This window comes from Macrococcus sp. GL_134 (assembly GCF_057834705.1).
Genome location: NZ_CM174409.1, coordinates 549,318 through 567,519, shown reverse-complemented (window position 1 = coordinate 567,519; position 18,202 = coordinate 549,318). Strand labels below are relative to the sequence as shown.

The 18,202-nt window shown below is 40.9% G+C and carries 21 protein-coding genes, 1 other RNA gene and 1 riboswitch; of the genes, 3 read left to right on the top strand and 19 right to left on the bottom strand.

Going from position 1 to position 18,202, the window contains the following annotated elements; translation table 11 throughout:
* Nucleotide 1 precedes the first annotated feature (1 nt).
* Together AC3IPL_RS03040 and AC3IPL_RS03035 are read right to left on the bottom strand one after the other, a co-directional pair.
* The gene (locus AC3IPL_RS03040) at nucleotides 2-823 is read right to left on the bottom strand and encodes a sulfite exporter TauE/SafE family protein (RefSeq protein WP_489241655.1); all 822 of its coding nucleotides are present in this window, start codon (nucleotides 821-823) and stop codon (nucleotides 2-4) included.
* Between the two features lie 12 nt (nucleotides 824-835).
* The gene (locus AC3IPL_RS03035; RefSeq protein ID WP_489241654.1) at nucleotides 836-1,684 is read right to left on the bottom strand and encodes a DUF72 domain-containing protein; all 849 of its coding nucleotides are present in this window, start codon (nucleotides 1,682-1,684) and stop codon (nucleotides 836-838) included.
* A gap of 59 nt (nucleotides 1,685-1,743) precedes the next feature.
* On the opposite strand from AC3IPL_RS03035, the gene AC3IPL_RS03030 reads away from it, so the two are divergent.
* Entirely contained in the window at nucleotides 1,744-2,457 is a 714-nt protein-coding gene (locus AC3IPL_RS03030) for an ABC transporter ATP-binding protein (RefSeq protein ID WP_489241653.1), read from the top strand.
* The gene (locus AC3IPL_RS03025) at nucleotides 2,454-3,215 is read left to right on the top strand and encodes an ABC transporter permease (protein ID WP_489241651.1); all 762 of its coding nucleotides are present in this window, start codon (nucleotides 2,454-2,456) and stop codon (nucleotides 3,213-3,215) included. Before AC3IPL_RS03030 ends, AC3IPL_RS03025 begins: the two co-directional genes overlap by 4 nt.
* Nucleotides 3,216-3,296: 81 nt before the next feature.
* On the opposite strand, the gene sufB is transcribed toward AC3IPL_RS03025, so the two are convergent.
* From sufB to AC3IPL_RS02965, 12 genes are all read right to left on the bottom strand, one after another.
* Nucleotides 3,297-4,694, bottom strand: a complete 1,398-nt coding sequence (sufB, locus tag AC3IPL_RS03020; protein WP_489241650.1) for a Fe-S cluster assembly protein SufB — start codon at nucleotides 4,692-4,694, stop codon at nucleotides 3,297-3,299.
* Nucleotides 4,695-4,706: 12 nt separating this feature from the next.
* Nucleotides 4,707-5,141, bottom strand: coding sequence for a Fe-S cluster assembly sulfur transfer protein SufU (gene sufU / locus AC3IPL_RS03015; protein WP_489241649.1), 435 nt, complete (start codon nucleotides 5,139-5,141; stop codon nucleotides 4,707-4,709).
* The gene (locus AC3IPL_RS03010; RefSeq protein ID WP_489241648.1) at nucleotides 5,131-6,366 is read right to left on the bottom strand and encodes a cysteine desulfurase; all 1,236 of its coding nucleotides are present in this window, start codon (nucleotides 6,364-6,366) and stop codon (nucleotides 5,131-5,133) included. The genes sufU and AC3IPL_RS03010 overlap by 11 nt, the downstream gene beginning before the upstream one ends.
* Nucleotides 6,367-6,390: 24 nt before the next feature.
* Nucleotides 6,391-7,701 (bottom strand): Fe-S cluster assembly protein SufD, encoded by a 1,311-nt coding sequence (gene sufD, locus AC3IPL_RS03005; protein WP_489241647.1) that lies wholly within the window; start codon nucleotides 7,699-7,701, stop codon nucleotides 6,391-6,393.
* 30 nt (nucleotides 7,702-7,731) lie between these two features.
* Complete coding sequence (sufC, locus tag AC3IPL_RS03000; RefSeq protein WP_489241646.1) at nucleotides 7,732-8,511, bottom strand: Fe-S cluster assembly ATPase SufC; 780 nt, start codon at nucleotides 8,509-8,511, stop codon at nucleotides 7,732-7,734.
* 235 nt (nucleotides 8,512-8,746) lie between these two features.
* Nucleotides 8,747-9,586, bottom strand: coding sequence for a MetQ/NlpA family ABC transporter substrate-binding protein (locus AC3IPL_RS02995; RefSeq protein WP_489241645.1), 840 nt, complete (start codon nucleotides 9,584-9,586; stop codon nucleotides 8,747-8,749).
* Nucleotides 9,587-9,612: 26 nt separating this feature from the next.
* Complete coding sequence (locus AC3IPL_RS02990; protein WP_489241643.1) at nucleotides 9,613-10,308, bottom strand: methionine ABC transporter permease; 696 nt, start codon at nucleotides 10,306-10,308, stop codon at nucleotides 9,613-9,615.
* A complete protein-coding gene (locus tag AC3IPL_RS02985) occupies nucleotides 10,301-11,317 on the bottom strand; it encodes a methionine ABC transporter ATP-binding protein (RefSeq protein WP_489241642.1) in 1,017 nt (338 codons plus the stop codon). Before AC3IPL_RS02985 ends, AC3IPL_RS02990 begins: the two co-directional genes overlap by 8 nt.
* Nucleotides 11,318-11,386: 69 nt before the next feature.
* A riboswitch (SAM riboswitch) is annotated at nucleotides 11,387-11,488 on the bottom strand.
* Between the two features lie 43 nt (nucleotides 11,489-11,531).
* A complete protein-coding gene (locus tag AC3IPL_RS02980; RefSeq protein ID WP_489241641.1) occupies nucleotides 11,532-11,831 on the bottom strand; it encodes a thioredoxin family protein in 300 nt (99 codons plus the stop codon).
* Entirely contained in the window at nucleotides 11,791-12,174 is a 384-nt protein-coding gene (locus AC3IPL_RS02975; protein WP_489241640.1) for a toprim domain-containing protein, read from the bottom strand. Before AC3IPL_RS02975 ends, AC3IPL_RS02980 begins: the two co-directional genes overlap by 41 nt.
* A 70-nt stretch (nucleotides 12,175-12,244) precedes the next feature.
* Entirely contained in the window at nucleotides 12,245-12,625 is a 381-nt protein-coding gene (gcvH, locus tag AC3IPL_RS02970; protein ID WP_489241639.1) for a glycine cleavage system protein GcvH, read from the bottom strand.
* Nucleotides 12,626-12,689: 64 nt separating this feature from the next.
* On the bottom strand, nucleotides 12,690-13,043 hold the full coding sequence (locus tag AC3IPL_RS02965) for a Spx/MgsR family RNA polymerase-binding regulatory protein (protein ID WP_489241638.1): 354 nt from the start codon (nucleotides 13,041-13,043) through the stop codon (nucleotides 12,690-12,692).
* Between the two features lie 137 nt (nucleotides 13,044-13,180).
* Between AC3IPL_RS02965 and AC3IPL_RS02960 the strand changes: the two genes are divergently transcribed.
* The gene (locus tag AC3IPL_RS02960; RefSeq protein ID WP_489241637.1) at nucleotides 13,181-13,504 is read left to right on the top strand and encodes a thioredoxin family protein; all 324 of its coding nucleotides are present in this window, start codon (nucleotides 13,181-13,183) and stop codon (nucleotides 13,502-13,504) included.
* A gap of 42 nt (nucleotides 13,505-13,546) precedes the next feature.
* On the opposite strand, the gene AC3IPL_RS02955 is transcribed toward AC3IPL_RS02960, so the two are convergent.
* From AC3IPL_RS02955 to rnr, 5 genes are all read right to left on the bottom strand, one after another.
* Nucleotides 13,547-14,086 (bottom strand): nitroreductase family protein, encoded by a 540-nt coding sequence (locus AC3IPL_RS02955; RefSeq protein WP_489241636.1) that lies wholly within the window; start codon nucleotides 14,084-14,086, stop codon nucleotides 13,547-13,549.
* Nucleotides 14,087-14,153: 67 nt separating this feature from the next.
* On the bottom strand, nucleotides 14,154-14,876 hold the full coding sequence (gene aroD / locus AC3IPL_RS02950; RefSeq protein ID WP_489241634.1) for a type I 3-dehydroquinate dehydratase: 723 nt from the start codon (nucleotides 14,874-14,876) through the stop codon (nucleotides 14,154-14,156).
* 102 nt (nucleotides 14,877-14,978) lie between these two features.
* Nucleotides 14,979-15,338, bottom strand: a transfer-messenger RNA (tmRNA) gene (gene ssrA / locus AC3IPL_RS02945).
* A gap of 82 nt (nucleotides 15,339-15,420) precedes the next feature.
* On the bottom strand, nucleotides 15,421-15,882 hold the full coding sequence (smpB, locus tag AC3IPL_RS02940; protein WP_489241633.1) for an SsrA-binding protein SmpB: 462 nt from the start codon (nucleotides 15,880-15,882) through the stop codon (nucleotides 15,421-15,423).
* Nucleotides 15,883-15,893: 11 nt separating this feature from the next.
* A complete protein-coding gene (gene rnr / locus AC3IPL_RS02935; RefSeq protein WP_489241631.1) occupies nucleotides 15,894-18,200 on the bottom strand; it encodes a ribonuclease R in 2,307 nt (768 codons plus the stop codon).
* Nucleotides 18,201-18,202 lie beyond the last annotated feature (2 nt).

The window sequence follows — 18,202 nt, the reverse complement described above, 5'->3', positions numbered from 1 at the left end:
TCTATAACAGACTCTTAATAATTAAATAGACGCCTAACAGCAGCATGATACTTCTAAGAACGAGAATCACAGTATCAGATTTCATCTTTTTATTAATCTGAACACCGACTTTTGCACCGATATAGCTCGCTATAATCAATATAACCGCATAATACCAGATGACATTTCCTTGTATGATATGACTGACAGCACCAGACAGGCTTGAGAAGAAAATCATCAGCATGCTTGTCCCCACTGCAATATGAGGTGGAAATCTAAACACAATGATCATCAGCGGTGTCATTAAAGCACCGCCGCCAATGCCGAACAGGCCAGTGAGACAGCCGACTAAAAACGTCGCGATAATAGCAGGCACAGGTGCAATGCTGTAATGATGTTCGACACCTGACGAATCGATAAACACACGTTCATTGTTTTTGTTCTGGAACCATTGAATCGGCTTGATTTTATTGCGGATCATTAACACAATACTGATAACTATCAAAAAAATACCAAAGTACAGATTGAAACTATCAAGTGTTAAATATTTGCTTAAATAGGCACCCACTAAAGCACCTGGAACAATCCCTATCAAGAAAAATAAACCAGATTTCAAGTCAACCTGCTTCGCCTTGATGTATCCAACGGTAGCAGACAAACCTGTTGAGATTAATATGACTGTAGATGTTCCAATTGCTTTTTGGGGAGTAATGCCTTCAAGTATTCCCGCCTGCATACCGAGGAATATCAATGTCGGTACAATAATAATACCGCCACCAATCCCGACAATAGCTCCGATAATTGATGAAAATACTCCTAACAAGATTAAAATTATAATGGACATGTCGGACACTTCCTAAAATAGTTTGAGTTGCTGAAAATTAAGACCTCTATATTCTATATCCAATAGCTCTATCATCCGCTTAGCATTGGCCGCGGCATGGCCGCCTGAATTATTGTTGAATATCACGTAGACATCTTCAGCCTTTTGATCTAATATTTTAATTTTACGGGCGAGCTCCTGCAGCTCCTGTTCATTATAATCATACAAATAACGGACCTCCCGCCATTCCTGATCAGTCAGATCTTTCTTTGTCCAACCTGCAACATTGCGCCCATGAAATCTCATCAAAGCCGTTTGATGGGTCACTCGGTTGACCATAGGAATAGAACCGTGTCCACTCTGAGGTTCGTCACAGACCGAATGAATCAGTCCATGCTCATGCAGAAAACTGAGTGTATGTTCTTTCATATCAGCTGTAAACCAGCTGTCGTTTCTAAATTCTATCGCCAGAGGCATCGAAATTAAATATTTCTTCAAATATAGGATATAATTAATATTTGCAGTGCTGCAGTCAAACCACGGTGGAAACTGTATTAACACCATGGCCAGTTTGTCTTCTTCAATCAGCGGTCCTATCATTAAATTGAACTGCTCAATTAACTGCAAACGAGTATCTGCGTAATCTTCGACTGATGCGTGCCCTGTAAGTGCCTGATGAATTTTGACGACAAACTTAAAGCGCTCAGGTGTTTCACTGATCCATTTTCTGATATTGCGCTCAGGCTGTATTGAATAATAAGTAGAATCAAGTTCGACGGTCGGGAAATGACTGCCGTATGCCAGCAATTTGTCTTTTTTGTTGGTCAAATCTGCATACAGTGCATCGTGGTCTCCCCACCCAGTAAGCCCTATTGTTATCATGTTATCACCTGAATTTATCATACCATAAACCATTACTTTATATAAAAAGGAGTATCCTTATGTCAGCCATCGAATTGAAAAATATCAGTTATACAAAAAATGACAGAGACATCCTCCGTCATATTAACTGCACATTCAAATCTGGACGTATTACAGCGCTCATCGGTCCGTCAGGCGCAGGAAAGACATCTCTGCTTAAATTATTGAACGGGCTTCACAGTCCGGTTGATGGAGAAATCTATATAGACGGACACTCAATAGATACAATGAATCTTATTGAACTTAGGAAACAAGTAGGGATGGCGCTGCAAAGTGCACCGATAATCAGCGGCACTGTTTTTGATAATTTAAATCTGCCAAAAGCATTGTTCGATGAATCATTGTCTGAACAAGAAGCACGGCAGCTGCTGAATCAAGTCAATTTGAATGTTCCGCTTAGTCAGCTTGCAAAAGACCTATCAGGCGGACAGAAACAACGGCTGTCCATCGCAAGAACATTAGTCAATCAGCCGGACATACTGCTTCTTGATGAAATTACATCCAGTCTAGATCCCGCAAGTGTGAAAGAAGTAGAAAAATTAATAGCAGCGATCCATCAAAGCTTTCATACAACGATTATCTGGATTACTCACGATGTCAATCAGGCAGCCAAAGTGACGGATGACTATATCATGCTTGAAGACGGCCACTTCATTACGAGCGGTTCTTCTAAAGACATGATGCATTCTCAAAATGAACGGTTGAATCTTTATTTGGCAGGTGAACTCGAATGACACTGCTGCAACTTAGCTTAACGATTATTTTTGTCATGATTCCGCTTCTATTAAGCAGCTATTTGAAGCTTGGACTGGAAAAAGACATAGTCATTGCTACTATAAGAAGTATTGTACAGCTGTTTTTTATCGGCTATTTGCTGACATTTGTATTTGACGGGGAGCATCCTGTCTATATCCTTCTCATGATATTACTGATGATTGCAGCCGCAGCTCAGAATATCATCAAAAAAGGAAAAGGCATTAAAGGTATCACCTGGAAGATCGTACTGACTTTAGTGACAGTTGAAGTGGTCACTATGGGCATACTCCTTAGTTTTCATATCATACCGTTTGAAGCGCGTTATATCATTCCAATCAGCGGTATGATGATTGGCAATTCCATGGTTCTGTCGTTACTCTTCCTCAATCGATTTCTCAGTGAGATCAATGCTTCTGATGAACAAATCGAACTCATCCTGTCATTAGGAGGCAGCAAGAAACAGGCTATACACCGCAGTCTGATGTCAGCTATTCGCAGTTCTATGATACCGACGATAGAAAGTCAGAAAACGATGGGACTTGTTCAGCTGCCCGGCATGATGAGTGGTCAGATCATCGGCGGTGCTGACCCGATTATTGCTGTACAGTTCCAGCTGCTGATTCTCTTCTTACTTCTGACAGCAGCAACGATTTCAAGCATCATGGTAGGATTTTTGAGCTATCCGACACTGTTCAACGACAAAGAACAATACCTGGGTGAATATAGAGCGCCATAATAAAAATTAAAAATATCAGCTTCAATATCATGTTGGAGAGAATAAAAAAACCTGTGTCTCAAATTGAGACACAGGTTTTTGTTAACCGATTGAACCTTCCATTTCAAACTTGATCAGGCGGTTCATTTCTACTGCATATTCCATTGGTAATTCTTTTGTGAATGGTTCGATAAAGCCCATAACAATCATTTCAGTCGCTTCTTCTTCTGAAATACCACGGCTCATCAAGTAGAACAGCTGTTCTTCAGAGACTTTAGAAACTTTCGCTTCATGCTCCAGTGAAATGTTGTCATTCATGACTTCATTGTAAGGGATGGTGTCTGATGTTGATGCATTATCCATAATGAGTGTATCACACTCAATGTTGGAACGTGCACCTTCTGCTTTGCGGCCGAAGTGTACGATACCACGGTAAACAACTTTACCGCCTTGCTTAGAGATAGATTTTGAAACAATCGTTGATGATGTATTCGGTGCCATGTGCATCATTTTCGCACCAGCATCCTGAACCTGACCTTTACCTGCTAATGCGATAGATAATGTCATACCACGTGCACCTTCACCAAGTAAGTAACACGCTGGATATTTCATCGTCAGCTTAGAACCGATGTTACCATCAATCCATTCCATCGTTCCATTTTCGTAAACGAATGTTCTTTTAGTAACTAAGTTGTAGACGTTGTTCGCCCAGTTTTGAATCGTAGTATAACGGCAGTATGCATCTTTTTTAACGATGATTTCAACAACTGCTGAATGCAATGAATTCGTTGTATAGACTGGTGCTGTACAACCTTCAACATAGTGGACACTCGCACCTTCGTCAACGATGATCAATGTCCGTTCAAATTGACCCATATTTTCAGAGTTGATTCGGAAGTACGCCTGCAGCGGTGTTTCAAGCTTAACGTTTTTCGGTACATAGATGAATGACCCACCTGACCATACCGCTGAATTCAACGCTGCAAATTTGTTATCTGCTGGTGGAATGACTGATGCAAAATATTCTTTGAATAAGTCTTCATTTTCTCTTAATGCAGAATCTGTATCTTTGAAGATGATTCCCTGCTCTTCTAAATCTTCCTGCATATTATGGTAAACTACTTCAGATTCATACTGAGCAGATACCCCTGCAAGATACTTCTGTTCAGCTTCTGGAATACCAAGTTTGTCAAATGTCTGTTTGATTTCTTCCGGTACTTCATCCCATGAACGTTCAGTATGCTCAGACGGCTTGACATAGTAAGTAATCTCATCAAAGTTCAGTTCTGACAAGTCACCGCCCCACATCGGCATCGGCATTTTGTAGAATTGTTTCAATGATTTGAGACGGAAGTCCAGCATCCACTGAGGTTCTTCCTTCATTTTAGAAATTTCTCTGACGATTTCTTCGGTCAGACCTCTTTCTGAACGGAATATCGATACATCTTTATCGTGAAAGCCATATTTGTAATCGCCAACATCTGGTGCTTTTTTAGCCATTTGATTCACTCCTTATTCTTCTTCTTTTGTTCCTTTTTCAAGTGCTTTCCATGCGAGCGTTGCACATTTAATTCGAGCCGGGAACTTAGCAACGCCTGATAGCGCTTCAATATCGCCCATTTCTTCGCTGATTTCGTAATCTTCTCCGAGCATCATCTGGCTGAATTCTTTACTCATATGAAGTGCTTCTTCGATAGTATGACCTTTGATTGCCTGTGTCATCATTGAAGCACTGGACATAGATATAGAACATCCTTCGCCTTCAAACTTAGCATCTTTGATGATTTCATCTTCCATATTAAGAGTCAAACGTATACGGTCACCACATGTCGGATTGTTCATATCGATTGTCATCGTTCCATCTTCTATGATCCCTTTGTTACGCGGATTTTTGTAATGGTCCATAATCACAGAACGATATAACTGGTCGAGATTGTTAAAACTCATAACTGAAAAACTCCTTTGTCTTTTTCAGACTGTCAATCAGTAAATCGACTTCTTCTTTTGTATTATACACGTAAAAGCTTGCGCGTGCAGTGGATGACTGATTCAACCATTTCATCAGTGGCTGGGCACAATGATGGCCGGCACGAATCGCGATGCCGTCCGCATCAAGTGCTGTCGCCAGGTCATGTGGATGAACCCCCTCTAAGTTAAAGGTAATTAATCCTGCTCTTTTGTCCGGCCCAGGACCATAAATTTCAAGTCCCTCAACTTCAGACATTCGCTCATAAGCATAACGTGTCAACTCGTGTTCATATTCTAAAACATGAGTCATACCTAGTGACTCAAGATAATCGATTGCAGCATGCAGTCCGATAGCTTCAGCAATCAGCGGTGTCCCTGCTTCGAATTTCACTGGCAGTTCTGTCCATGTTGAATCCTGCAGACCTACAAAATCAATCATATCGCCACCGAATTCAATCGGTTCCATCTGATTCAATAATTTGCGTCGGCCGTATAATACACCGATTCCAGTCGGTCCAACCATTTTGTGTCCACTGAAAGCATAGAAGTCAACATCTAAATCTTGTACATCCACAGCCATATGCGGAACAGCTTGAGCGCCATCTGCTACCATCACTGCACCATGACGATGAGCAGCAGCCGCAATGGCTTTAATATCATTGATAGTCCCTAAGACGTTTGATACGTGAGCAACTGAAACAATTTTCGTTCGATCAGTGATTGCTGATTCGACGTCTGAGAGCTGTATAGTTCCATCTGATTGCAGCGGAATATATTTCAATACTGCTTGTCGACGTTTAGCAAGCATCTGCCACGGGACTAGATTGGCATGGTGTTCCATTTCAGTGATGACGATTTCATCACCTTCGTTGACTACCATATCTCCGTAACTATGTGCTACTAAATTAAGTGCAGTCGTTGTCCCGCGCGTAAAGATGATCTCTTCAAAATATTGCGCATTGATGAAACGGCGTACTGCTTCTCTCGCATTCTCGTAGCCGTCAGTCGCTCTCGTACCGAGCGTATGCACCCCGCGATGAACATTGGCATTCATCGACTCATAGTAACGATTCATAGTATCAATCACTACTTGAGGTTTCTGACTGGTTGCTGATGAATCAAGATAGACAAGTGGATTACCGTTCACCTGTTCTTTTAATATAGGAAAGTCAGCTCTGACTTTACTGCTGTCTAACACGGTCATATTATCAGGACCTTTCTATTAGCTCTAGTTCTTGCTTGTTACCTTCTGTTCGATAACTTCTGTCAACTGACGTTTGACCGCTTCAATCGGCAGATCGTTAACGACTGGTGCGAGGAAGCCATGAATGACAAGACGTTCTGCTTCCTTCTTAGAAATACCACGACTCATCAAATAGAAGAGCTGCATCGGATCTACACGACCTGCTGAAGCTGCATGACCTGCTGTCACGTCATCTTCGTCAATCAGTAGAATTGGATTGGCATCTCCGCGTGATTTTTCAGATAGCATTAAGACACGTGATTCCTGCTGTGCATCTGCTTTTGTTGCACCATGTTTAATATGACCGATGCCATTAAAGATTGATGAAGCAGAGTCTTTCATGACACCATGTTTTAAAATATGGCCTGCTGAATTTTTGCCGTATTGAATAATTTGCGTCGTAAAGTTCAATTTCTGTTGACCGCGACCGACCACTACAATTTTCAGGTCACTTGAAGAATTATCGCCCATCAAGTAAGTCGTATTGTCGTTAATTGTATCTCCGTCGTTCATTAATCCTAATGCCCAGTCAATCGTTGCATCTTTATGTGCAATACCACGGCGAATGACATGACCTGTAAATCCTTTGCTGAGGAAATCTACTGTACCGTATGTGATTTTAGCGTTATCTTTAGCAATGACTTCTGAAATAACATTCAGCTGCCCTTTTGAACGGCCGATAGCTGAAATATAGTTTTCAACATATGTCACTTCGGCGCCTTCATCAGCGACAATCAGTACATGGTTATATAAATTGACTTCTTCATTGTCATGAAGTAAGACCATTTGAATCGGTGACTCGACGATGACGTTTTTAGGTACATAGACAAACAATCCACCGTTCATTAATGCTGCATGCAGCGCTGTCAAACGATGTTCATCTACTTTGACGCCTTCAGTCATGAAATACTGCTGTACTAAATCACTGTGCTCAGCCATCGCTGTATGGATGTCCTTAATGATGACCCCTTGAGCAGCGAGTTCAGGACTTACTTTTAGTAGTGCCGGCGTATTATTGTGCTGCACGTATAAATTATCAATTGTCTCTGTATCGACTAATTTCGTCACTTCTTCCGGCAGCGTATCTACAGAACTATACGCAGCGCTGTCAATCACTGTATGTTTAACAGAATAGAAGTCCCATTTGTCTAATTTTGTTTTATCTGGTTTTGGCATTTCAATAGTATTTAATCGACTGAATGCATCACTACGAACAGCCGTCATCCATGATGGTTCTTTTTTTGATTGTGAAAATTCCTGAATCATGTCCAGGTTCACGTCAAACGTTTGACTCATTTCAAATCCTCCTCGTGGTTTAATCAGATATTATTCAGCGTTGACAGTTTCGTCTTCAATGTTCAATTCTTGTTTGATCCAGTCATAACCTTCTGCTTCAAGACGTTGTGCCAACTCTTCTCCACCTGATTTAACAACACGGCCCTGCATCATCACATGAACATGATCAGGTGTGATGTAGTTCAACAACCGTTGATAGTGGGTAATAATCAAGCAGCCGAAGTTTTCTCCGCGCATTTGATTGATTCCTTTTGATACTACTTTAAGCGCATCAATATCAAGACCTGAGTCAATCTCATCTAAAATCGCAAATTTAGGTTCCAGCATCATTAACTGCAGAATTTCATTACGTTTCTTTTCGCCGCCTGAGAAACCTTCATTTAAGTAGCGCTGTGCCATATCAAGGTCCATCTCAAGAAATTCCATCTGTTTGTCTAATTTTTTGATGAACTGCATTAAGTTGATTTCCTGACCTTCTTCGCGTCTAGAGTTGATCGCTGAACGTAAGAAGTCTGCGTTAGTCACACCAGAAATTTCAGATGGATACTGCATCGCAAGAAATAGACCTGCCTGTGCTCTTTCGTCTACTTCCATCTCAAGTACGTTTTCACCGTCTAATAAGACTTCGCCTTGTGTCACTTCATACTTTGGATGACCCATGATAGCAGATGATAAAGTAGATTTACCTGTACCATTCGGTCCCATGATTGCATGGATTTCTCCCTGCTTGATTGTCAGATTCACACCTTTTAAGATTTCTTTATCTTCGATTGAAACGTGTAAATCTTTGATTTCTAAAACTGATGCCATGTGTATTCCCTCCAGATATATATATAAATTTTCATCTCTATTAGTTTATAATAATTTTAATCTACGGTCAAAGCCAGATAAATTAAATCACAATAATTATTATAACTTAAATATGGTATATAATAAATTAATTGAATTAAAATATAGCTGACGTATTGAGAATGAAGCAGCTGTTATTGAAAATACCGCCATATAACAACAAGCAGCCAAATTTGGCTGCTTGTTGTTATATGGCTTATTTAGCTGGAATGACTGCACCGTCATAATTGTCTTCAATGAATTTAACGATTTCGTCAGATTGAAGAGCTTTGACTAATGCTTTGATTTTAGCATCATTCTTGTGTCCTTGCTGCACTGCGATTAAGTTTGCATATGGTGAATCTTTGTCTTCAAGAGCAATAGAATCTTTGACCGGACTTAATTCATTTTCAATGGCAAAGTTTGAATTGATGATAGTAGCATCGCCCTCACCATTCTGATAAGTTTTAGGAACAAATTCTCCTGCTTGTTTATTATTGAACTTGATATCTTTTTTATTCGTTTTAATATCCTGGAATGTCGCTTTGACTGGATCTGTACCTTCTTTCAGTTCAATTAAACCAGCTTTAGTGAAGAATGATAAGAAACGGCCTTCTTCTGCGGGATTATTAGAAACATATACTGTAGCCCCTTTAGGAAGATCTTCTAAAGATTTATATTTTTTAGAGTAGACCGCCATAGGTTCGATATGGACGTTTCCTGCTGACTCAATCTTGTAGCCTTTTGATTTCTTTTCTGTTTCAAGGTAAGGTGTGTGCTGGAAGAAGTTAGCATCCAACTCTCCTTCATCTAACAGACGGTTTGGCGTTGTATAGTCATTAATGGTTTTGATTTCTAAATCATAACCTTCTTTTTCAAGAATCGGCTTTACTTGTTCAAGGAGTTCAGCGTGAGGTGCAGGTGATGCACCGACAACGATTTTTTTATCTTCCTTAGAACCTGACTTTTTATTTTCTGACTGCTTATCAGATGAACCGCATGCAGTGAGTACAACTGCAAATAATAATGTAAGAACGAGTGCAAATAATTTTTTCATAGTAAGTCTCCTTTATTTTTAATATATTAACGCTTATCGATGCGTTTAGTAATGGTATCACCGATAAACTGTATGACAAAAACAATGACAAGAATTAACACTGTTGATACTAAAATAACGTCGTTCTGGTTTCGAGTGAAACCGACAAGATATGCTAAGTTACCAAGTCCACCGGCACCAATGACGCCGGCAATAGCGGTTGAACCGACTAAAGCGATAGCTGTGACCGTGACACCAGATACAAGTGCCGGCAATGATTCGCGCAGCAGCACTTTCGTAATCAATGTCCAGCGCGTCGCCCCCATCGCTTCCGCTGCCTCTATTACACCTTTGTCGATCTCTTTCATACCGATTTCTACAAGGCGTGCATAGAACGGGGCAGCTCCGATAATCAACGCCGGCAGCGCGCCTTTTACACCGCTGATTGTGTTCATCAGCAGATTGGTGAACGGAATCAGCAGGATGATTAAGATGATGAAAGGAATCGCCCGAAATAAGTTCACTAAAAAGGCTGTGATCTTATAGATGACCTGGGCACCTTTAGATTGACTTCTAGAAGTCAGAAATAAAATAGTACCGATAATCAGACCGAGAAAAAACGTGAAGAACGTTGATACGATTGTCATGTACAATGTTTCATACACCGCTGTCCAGACATCCGGCCAGATGACGTTTTTAAAGCTCAGCATTTCCTTCAGAATGTCAATGAAACTTTTATCCACGTCGTTCCACCTCCACTTTGACGCCGTGCTGCTCGAATTCGTTGAACAACTCTTTTGTCGGTTCAGGTACATGGACAATCATATGACCAAACGCACCAGAGGATGTATGACTGACATTGCCGGATATCACATTGATATCCATATCATACTTTCTGATGATTCTAGAGATAATCGGCTGTTCCGTTGATGAACCGGCAAATTTTAATCTTAAAATCGCACCCGTCGGATATGCCAGCTTAATGTCGTCCATCGCTGCTTCTGATTCGCTGTCTTTTAAGTCATCTTTGACAAATCGCTGTGTGACACTTGACTGCGGATTTTGAAAGACACTGAGTACCGGTCCTTCCTCAACGATGCGACCATTTTCCATGACTGCGACTTTATGACAGATTTTACGGATGACATGCATTTCATGTGTAATCAATATAATGGTCAAACCTATTTTCTTGTTGATGGTGACCAGCAGCTCTAAAATTTCATCTGTTGTCTGAGGATCAAGCGCACTTGTCGCTTCATCACATAGCAGTACTGTCGGATCGTTAGCAAGTGCACGCGCAATACCGACACGCTGCTTCTGGCCGCCGGACAACTGGGAGGGGAAAGCTTTTTCTCTGCCAGTTAAACCTACCATTCGAATTAATTCATTTACCTTTTGGTCTCGTTCTGTTTTACTGACCCCGGCAATCTCCAGCGGAAACGCAATGTTATCGAACACTGTACGGGACCAGAGCAAGTTAAAGTGCTGGAAGATCATGCCGATTTTCTGTCTTTTTTTGCGTAAGTCTTTCATGCCAAGCTGCGCAATATGATCACCGCCGACAACGACATCACCGGTAGTTGGTTTCTCAAGCCCATTGAACATTCGAATCAATGTACTTTTGCCTGCACCTGAAAATCCGATGACGCCATAAATTTCACCATCATGAATTTGCAGATTGACATCATCTACAGCAGTCAATGGTCCTTTTTTTGTTGCAAATTGCTTTACCACTGATTGTAAAGTAATCAATGACTAACCTCCTTTAAACGAATAAAGCGTCTTTCCCATAAAAAGAGAAAGACGCAATGATATAAACGTCTCTCATCTTCTAAAGCACTGGGCTTTATGTGAATTGGCACCATGTCTGACGACGGTTGCCGGGCTTCAAAGGGCACATCCCTCCACCTCTCTTGATAAGAGCTTAACTATTAAATTATTTTCTAATCATAGACCATCCTAATCGTTACGTCAATAATTTGTTGACGATTTCATATAAATTTGTCACAGATTCGAACTTGAACACTTCCGCTGTCACCTTGTCATCATTGACAACAAGTAATACAGGGACGCTCATCACTTTGAATGCCTGTACCAATTCAGGTGTATAATTCATATCGAGTTTGACCACAGGCTGTTTTGTCAAAACTGCGAGAACATCAATCATCCGTTCCGCTACTTTACATGTGCCACAAAGCGGCGTATATCCAAATATTAAATAAGACTCACCAGGCGGACTGCCAGGCAAATACTGTTTGACGCTCATGTGCTACATTCCCATCTTTCACTTCAAATTCATGTTTCATCAGAACTTTCGCTAAATAATCATGAGGACATCGACTGACTTCACCATATTTCGGATCAATGTAAATATGACGGCTCTCGCTTAAATGACGTTTGAACCAGTTGCGAATGATTTTACCTGCTTTGTCAGCGTCAGTCATAATATAGACTTTATGACCAATCAGTTCTTCCAGAATGGCATCTAATTTTGAAATACCCATGGTGCCGTTAGTGCAGATAATATGTACGGGCTCAGATAAGACTTCCTGTAACTTCTTCTTGTCGGATTTACCTTCAACAACGATGACTTTACTAATGACAGCCACACTCATCACCTTCTCATATGCGATTATAAAAAATTCCTTGATAATCAGATTATCAAGGAAATTATAACATTTATGCGTTAATCATTTCATCATATTGTGCTTGGTCTAACAACTCAGTCAGTTCATCGTCATTAGATGCTTCGACTTTGATCAGCCATGCATTGTCATAAGGAGATTCGTTAACAAATTCAGGACTGTCTTCAAGTTCACTGTTCACTTCAACGACTTTACCACTGATAGGAGCGTAAAGTTCTGATACTGTTTTTACAGATTCTACACTACCGAATGGCTGCCCCGCTGTAATTTCATCGCCTGCTTCAGGAAGTTCAACGAAGACGATATCCCCTAGTTCTGATTGAGCAAAATCAGTAATACCAATCGTATTTATATTTCCTTCTGTTCTTACCCATTCGTGATCTTTAGAAAATTTTAATCCTTCTAATGATGCCACAAAAATCCCTCCTCTAAGTTTATATATTAATAATGACATAGCATATATTTTTATTCAATCTTTTTTATAACCATGTGCTCATGTAATCCTGCTCTTTAAATCCTAACGTTATTTTACCATCATTGACCGCAAGCGGACGTTTAACCAGCATGCCGTCTGATGCAAGCAGTGCCAGTTTGTCTTCATAGCTCATATGAACTAGTTTGTCCTTAAGTTGTAATTCACGGAACTTCGTCCCTTGACGGTTAAACAGCTTGTCTACATCTATATCTGTCTGTTTAACAATGCGATCGAATTCCCCAGCTGTCGGTGTATGTTCCTTCAAGTTGATCGGCTGAAAACTGACCCCATTTTCTGTCAGGAACTGACCTGCCTTCTTACATGTTGAACAATTAGGAATCTGAAAAAATTTAATCATGTAGAACCTCCATCTCTGTTGATAATTTAATAGTATCAATATTTGACCATGCCCACAATTAACTTCTTAAAGCAGTCCGTTTAATCATTCAGCAAAAATGGTATATAATATAATAAACTATGTAGAGGAGCATTACTATGAGAACAATAAGTCAGTATGCAGAATTTAAGGAAATTATTAACCAGGACGAGCAGATGATTGTTAAGTTTTTTGCAGATTGGTGTCCCGATTGTGCAAAGATGGACAACTGGATTGACCCGATTGTTGATGAATATCATGACATTACATGGTATAAAATCAATCGAGACCAAGTTCCTGAAGCTGCCACAGAAAATGATGTCATGGGTATACCGAGCTTATTAATATTTGAAAACGGCAAAAAAACAGCACACTTACATTCTGCCAATACGAAAACACCTGAAGCGGTTAAAGCATTTCTACAGGAAAATATTCGCAAATAAAAAAACTCCCGATGTTAATCGGGAGTTTTTTTGTAGATGGGGTCACCATTCAGTCAGGAGTTCTGTATTTTTACGTTCTTTGATTGGTGCTGAGCCATCCGCATCTGTCAAATAGATTAAACTATAAATCATTTCATCCGCTGATATGCTGAGAGCATTATTAAAGCCCGGCACTGTCAATACACCAGGTGTTTTAATACAGCTGCCTATTCCTGATTCATGGAATAATAAGGAGAGGTTCTGAATATAAGCACCAACAGCCAGTACATCTTCAAGAAACTGTTTCTGTCTTCGGTCATATTTACCGACAACAATGAGTACACCACTTAACTGACTAAGCGTTTCAATATGCTTCTCTTTCTTGTCAGGATCGTTCTTAAATGCATGATCGGCGAACAACGCTGCAAATTCAGCAAGCCGATTTTTCTTAATCCAGATGACACGCCACGGTTCACGCATGCCATGGTTAGGTGCATAACTTGCCAGCTGTATCATCTCTTTAATAATTGAGTCATCTGCCGTTGTATGATGATTATATGTCTTACAGCTTCTTCGTTCAACAATCGCTTTTTGTAATTCCACAGAAAAACCCCTCTTATAATTGATAACTATTATCAATTATAAGAGGGGTTCAATAAAATGTAAATCTTTATTGATAAATTTCCATCAAAGACTTAAGTTGTTTCACATGCAGCTGCCCTGGTGCTGCCTCTTTACCGATATGGCCATACGTCAGACTAGAGCCAAAAACACCGCCTGCTAGACGACTCAGTTTCCCTTGTTCTCCCATTGCTATACCGACGATATGATTATCGCAGTCCTGCTTTGTTTCATAGACTGCAAGCAGCAGCTTTAATACATCACGACCATCTTCAGGCATCACAGCAAGTTTGCTGTAATCAGCTCCCAGCTTCTGCATGCGGGCATAGTTCGCCTTCAATTCTTTAATATCCGGCGTATGCTCAAATTCATGATGGGAAATCAACACTTCTACATCGTGGTTTCGTGCTTCGTTAATTAATTCATCCATCAAATCTTCATATAACAGAAGCTCAATATCAATAATATCAATGGCGTCAGCTGACAAAACTTCATTTACAAGTTCGAAGTATGCATTAGGTTCTTTGTCACCGTTACCACCCTGACCTTTTGAGCGGTAAGTAAAGATCAATGGAAGAGTAAACTGCTCTTTTAACATTTTTAACTGGCTGATGTAATCTTCGGGGGTTAATTCACCGCATAAATCTGCTCGGTATTCAATGATATCAATAGATTGAAGATTATCAGTCAGACATTGAATGGTTTCATCCCATTCATTGTTAGCTGCACTTAACGTGACAACAATTTTTGGTGTTACATTACATTTATCCATTACGCGTCCCTCCTGTCACATTAATCATATACCATTGAAATAATAGCTGTAAACGAATAACAATATAAAAAAAACACGCTACTCAACGGTAGCGCGGTTCACATATGGAGACGGCGGGAGTCGAACCCGCGTCCAAAGATCCTGCAATTGATACTTCTACGTGCGTAGTCGCATTGTTAAGGTTTCACTATTAAGCTGACAATGGACAATCTACTTAATAACTAGCCCGATTGATCTCTTCTGTTCAGACTCCAGGCGGAAGTGAACAGCGTATCCTACTTAAGGTTGAACCTCTACATCAGGCACATAGGCGATGCTTGAGAGAGGTGCAGAGTGCGATTAGGCAGCTACTGCGAAGTTGTTTGTTTTGCCAGTTATTATAACTGTTGTGTTGATGACGAAGACAACCCTCCGGCACGCTATACCAACCCAAGTGACCCCTGTCGAATCCGTAACGCCCCCTGAATTATAAGTATTATTTTAACTAGCACCATATAATATAACAAATAGTGAAGACAGGTGCAAATACATTGCACCCGTTTGATTAATATTTCCCTTTTAATGCGCGGTCCATCTCACGTTTTGCTTCTTTCGCTTTCAGACTATGTCGTTTGTCATAATCTTTTTTACCTTTCGCAAGTCCTAATAACATCTTGCAGTAACCATTCTTGATATACAGTTTGAGCGGAATCAGCGCGTAGCCCTGCTCACGCGTTTCTCCAAACAATTTATCAATCTGTTTACGTTTTAGAAGGAGTTTGCGTGTTCTGAGTGGATCATGGTTGAAGCGGTTCCCCTCTTCATAAGGCGCGATATGCATATTATAGACGTACATCTCACCCTGGTAGACACGGGCGTATGAATCTCGGAGATTCGCACTGCCCCGTCTGATGGATTTGATCTCTGTCCCTTTTAACTCTATCCCCGCTTCGATCGTTTCTTCTATTGTATAGTCATGACTCGCTTTTCTGTTCTGAGCGAGTGTTTTGCCACTACCTTTCGGCATTTATCTCACCTCTATTTCTTCTTGGCACGTCCTGCATTTTTCACCGATTTTGCTTTGTAGAACGGTTTATTATTTTTTGAATGACTTCTATTGTTATCTCTACCTTTTCCTCGGCCTTTGCCACGCGGTTTATGGTTATCATCTTTCGCTGGTTTTTTCTCCGTACGGATGACAGTCCCGCGCGATTTGCGTTCGACTTGTCTTGGCTCCATACCGACGATACTGAAATCAATCTTGCGCTCATCGACATTAACACTTAAGACTTTGATTTTTACTTTGTCACCAATGCGGAAAACTTTAGCGCTCCGTTCTCCGATCAGTGCCATCTGACGCTCATCGAAGTTATAGTAGTCATCTGTCATATTGGTGTTATGGACCATGCCTTCAATTGTATTGTCAAGCTCTACAAACATACCGAAGTTCGCAACAGATGAGATGATACCTTCGTATTCTTCACCGACATGCTGCAGCATGTATTCCGCTTTTTTCAGGTCATCTGTATCACGTTCTGCATCGACAGCACGTCGTTCTCGTTTTGATGTATGGTCACTGATTTCAACAAGTGCCTCTTCCCATCTGTCTTTCGCTGCTTCGTCCATAGAACGTTCGATCAAATACTTACGAATCAGTCGATGGACAACCAAGTCAGGGTAACGACGGATAGGTGATGTGAAATGGGTATAATACTGAGCAGACAAACCGAAATGTCCGAGCGACTGTTCAGAATATTTCGCCTGCTGCATGCTGCGGAGCATCAATGTCGAGATGACCATCTCTTCAGGTTTACCTTTAATTTCCTTGGCAATAGTCTGCAGCGTCTTAGGATGAATATTCTCTGTACCACCGCGCACTAAAATACCGAAGTTTGCAATGAATTCAAAGAAACGCTTAATTTTATCTGCTTTCGGTTCTTCATGAATACGGTAGATGAACGGTACTTTCATCTGATGAAAATGTTCTGCTACCGTCTCATTCGCCGCCAGCATGAACGATTCAATCAGACGCTCACCCTTGCCGCGTTCACGAATTGCGACGTCATAAGGCAAGCCGTCTTCATTGACCAGAATTTTTGCTTCCTTGAAATCAAAGTCTACTTCACCGCGGCGTTTACGCATCATCGCTAGAATGGTATTCAGTTCCTGTGCATCTTCAATCATCGGTACGATATGTGCATATTTATCGCGTAATTCTTTATCACCATCCAGAATCGCATTGACGTCAGTATACGTCATTCGTTCGTCGGAATAAATGACACTATCATATATCTCATGACGGACTACTTGACCATTCGGATTAATCTCCATCTCACAGCTTAAGGTCAGACGGTCAGCATGCGGATTCAGTGAACAGATACCATTTGACAGACGGTGCGGAATCATCGGAATCACACGGTCCACTAAGTAGACACTTGTACCACGTTCATAGGCTTCCCGGTCCAGGGCTGATCCTTCTGTCACATAATGACTGACGTCAGCGATACTGACAGTCAGAATATAATTTTCACCTTTACGTTCGATACTGATGGCATCATCGAGGTCTTTTGCATCCGCACCGTCAATCGTAATCGTCAGTTTGTCACGCAGATCACGTCGGCCTTCGATTTCAGACGGACTGATTTCGTCAGGTACTTGTTCTGCTTCTTTAATGGCATCCGGTGCAAAATCAATATTGATGCCGTGCTGATAAATAATCGATAAAATATCAACACCTGGATCGTTTTTATGACCAAGAATCGCTGTGACGTGTCCTTCAGGATTACTTGTCCCGTCCGGATAGGCCGTCAGTTCAACAAGGACTTTATGCCCTTCAACCGCACCGAGATTCTGATTCTTCGGAATAAAGATATCCTGAGTGATACGCTTGTCGTCCGGCAGCACGAAGCCGAAATGCTTGGCTTCTGTATAAGTGCCCACCACTTGAGTAATCGCACGTTCCTTAATTTCCTTGATGACGCCTTCTTCGCGGCCGTCACGCCCTTTAGACACTTTCACGACAACTGTGTCACCATCCATGGCCTGATTGATAGCATTCGGTGGAATGAAAATATCCTCAATGCCTTCCATCAGTGGACGTACGAATGCAAATCCTTTTTTATTCTGACTGATAATGCCTTCTACAAGATCAGAATCATTGAGCATGTAGCGGTCTTCCTTCGTGCGTTTGATTTTTCCCTTTTGTTCTAAATCTACCAGCTCTTTAACAAGCTCTTTAAACTCATCTGCAGTCGATAAATTGAGCAGCTGTTCGATATCACTGATAGACAGCACCTCTTTTTTTCTCGTCTGAAATAATATTAATAATTCATTGTTTAATGTCATAG

Bases quoted from the DNA above. Each gene is read 5' to 3' on its own strand.
- AC3IPL_RS03040 (WP_489241655.1), bottom strand. From the start codon at position 823: ATGTCCATTATAATTTTAATCTTGTTAGGAGTATTTTCATCAATTATC.
- AC3IPL_RS03035 (WP_489241654.1), bottom strand. From the start codon at position 1,684: ATGATAACAATAGGGCTTACTGGGTGGGGAGACCACGATGCACTGTAT.
- AC3IPL_RS03030 (WP_489241653.1), top strand. From the start codon at position 1,744: ATGTCAGCCATCGAATTGAAAAATATCAGTTATACAAAAAATGACAGA.
- AC3IPL_RS03025 (WP_489241651.1), top strand. From the start codon at position 2,454: ATGACACTGCTGCAACTTAGCTTAACGATTATTTTTGTCATGATTCCG.
- sufB (WP_489241650.1), bottom strand. From the start codon at position 4,694: ATGGCTAAAAAAGCACCAGATGTTGGCGATTACAAATATGGCTTTCAC.
- sufU (WP_489241649.1), bottom strand. From the start codon at position 5,141: ATGAGTTTTAACAATCTCGACCAGTTATATCGTTCTGTGATTATGGAC.
- AC3IPL_RS03010 (WP_489241648.1), bottom strand. From the start codon at position 6,366: ATGACCGTGTTAGACAGCAGTAAAGTCAGAGCTGACTTTCCTATATTA.
- sufD (WP_489241647.1), bottom strand. From the start codon at position 7,701: ATGAGTCAAACGTTTGACGTGAACCTGGACATGATTCAGGAATTTTCA.
- sufC (WP_489241646.1), bottom strand. From the start codon at position 8,511: ATGGCATCAGTTTTAGAAATCAAAGATTTACACGTTTCAATCGAAGAT.
- AC3IPL_RS02995 (WP_489241645.1), bottom strand. From the start codon at position 9,586: ATGAAAAAATTATTTGCACTCGTTCTTACATTATTATTTGCAGTTGTA.
- AC3IPL_RS02980 (WP_489241641.1), bottom strand. From the start codon at position 11,831: ATGAGCGTCAAACAGTATTTGCCTGGCAGTCCGCCTGGTGAGTCTTAT.
- AC3IPL_RS02965 (WP_489241638.1), bottom strand. From the start codon at position 13,043: ATGATTAAATTTTTTCAGATTCCTAATTGTTCAACATGTAAGAAGGCA.
- AC3IPL_RS02960 (WP_489241637.1), top strand. From the start codon at position 13,181: ATGAGAACAATAAGTCAGTATGCAGAATTTAAGGAAATTATTAACCAG.
- aroD (WP_489241634.1), bottom strand. From the start codon at position 14,876: ATGGATAAATGTAATGTAACACCAAAAATTGTTGTCACGTTAAGTGCA.
- smpB (WP_489241633.1), bottom strand. From the start codon at position 15,882: ATGCCGAAAGGTAGTGGCAAAACACTCGCTCAGAACAGAAAAGCGAGT.
- rnr (WP_489241631.1), bottom strand. From the start codon at position 18,200: ATGACATTAAACAATGAATTATTAATATTATTTCAGACGAGAAAAAAA.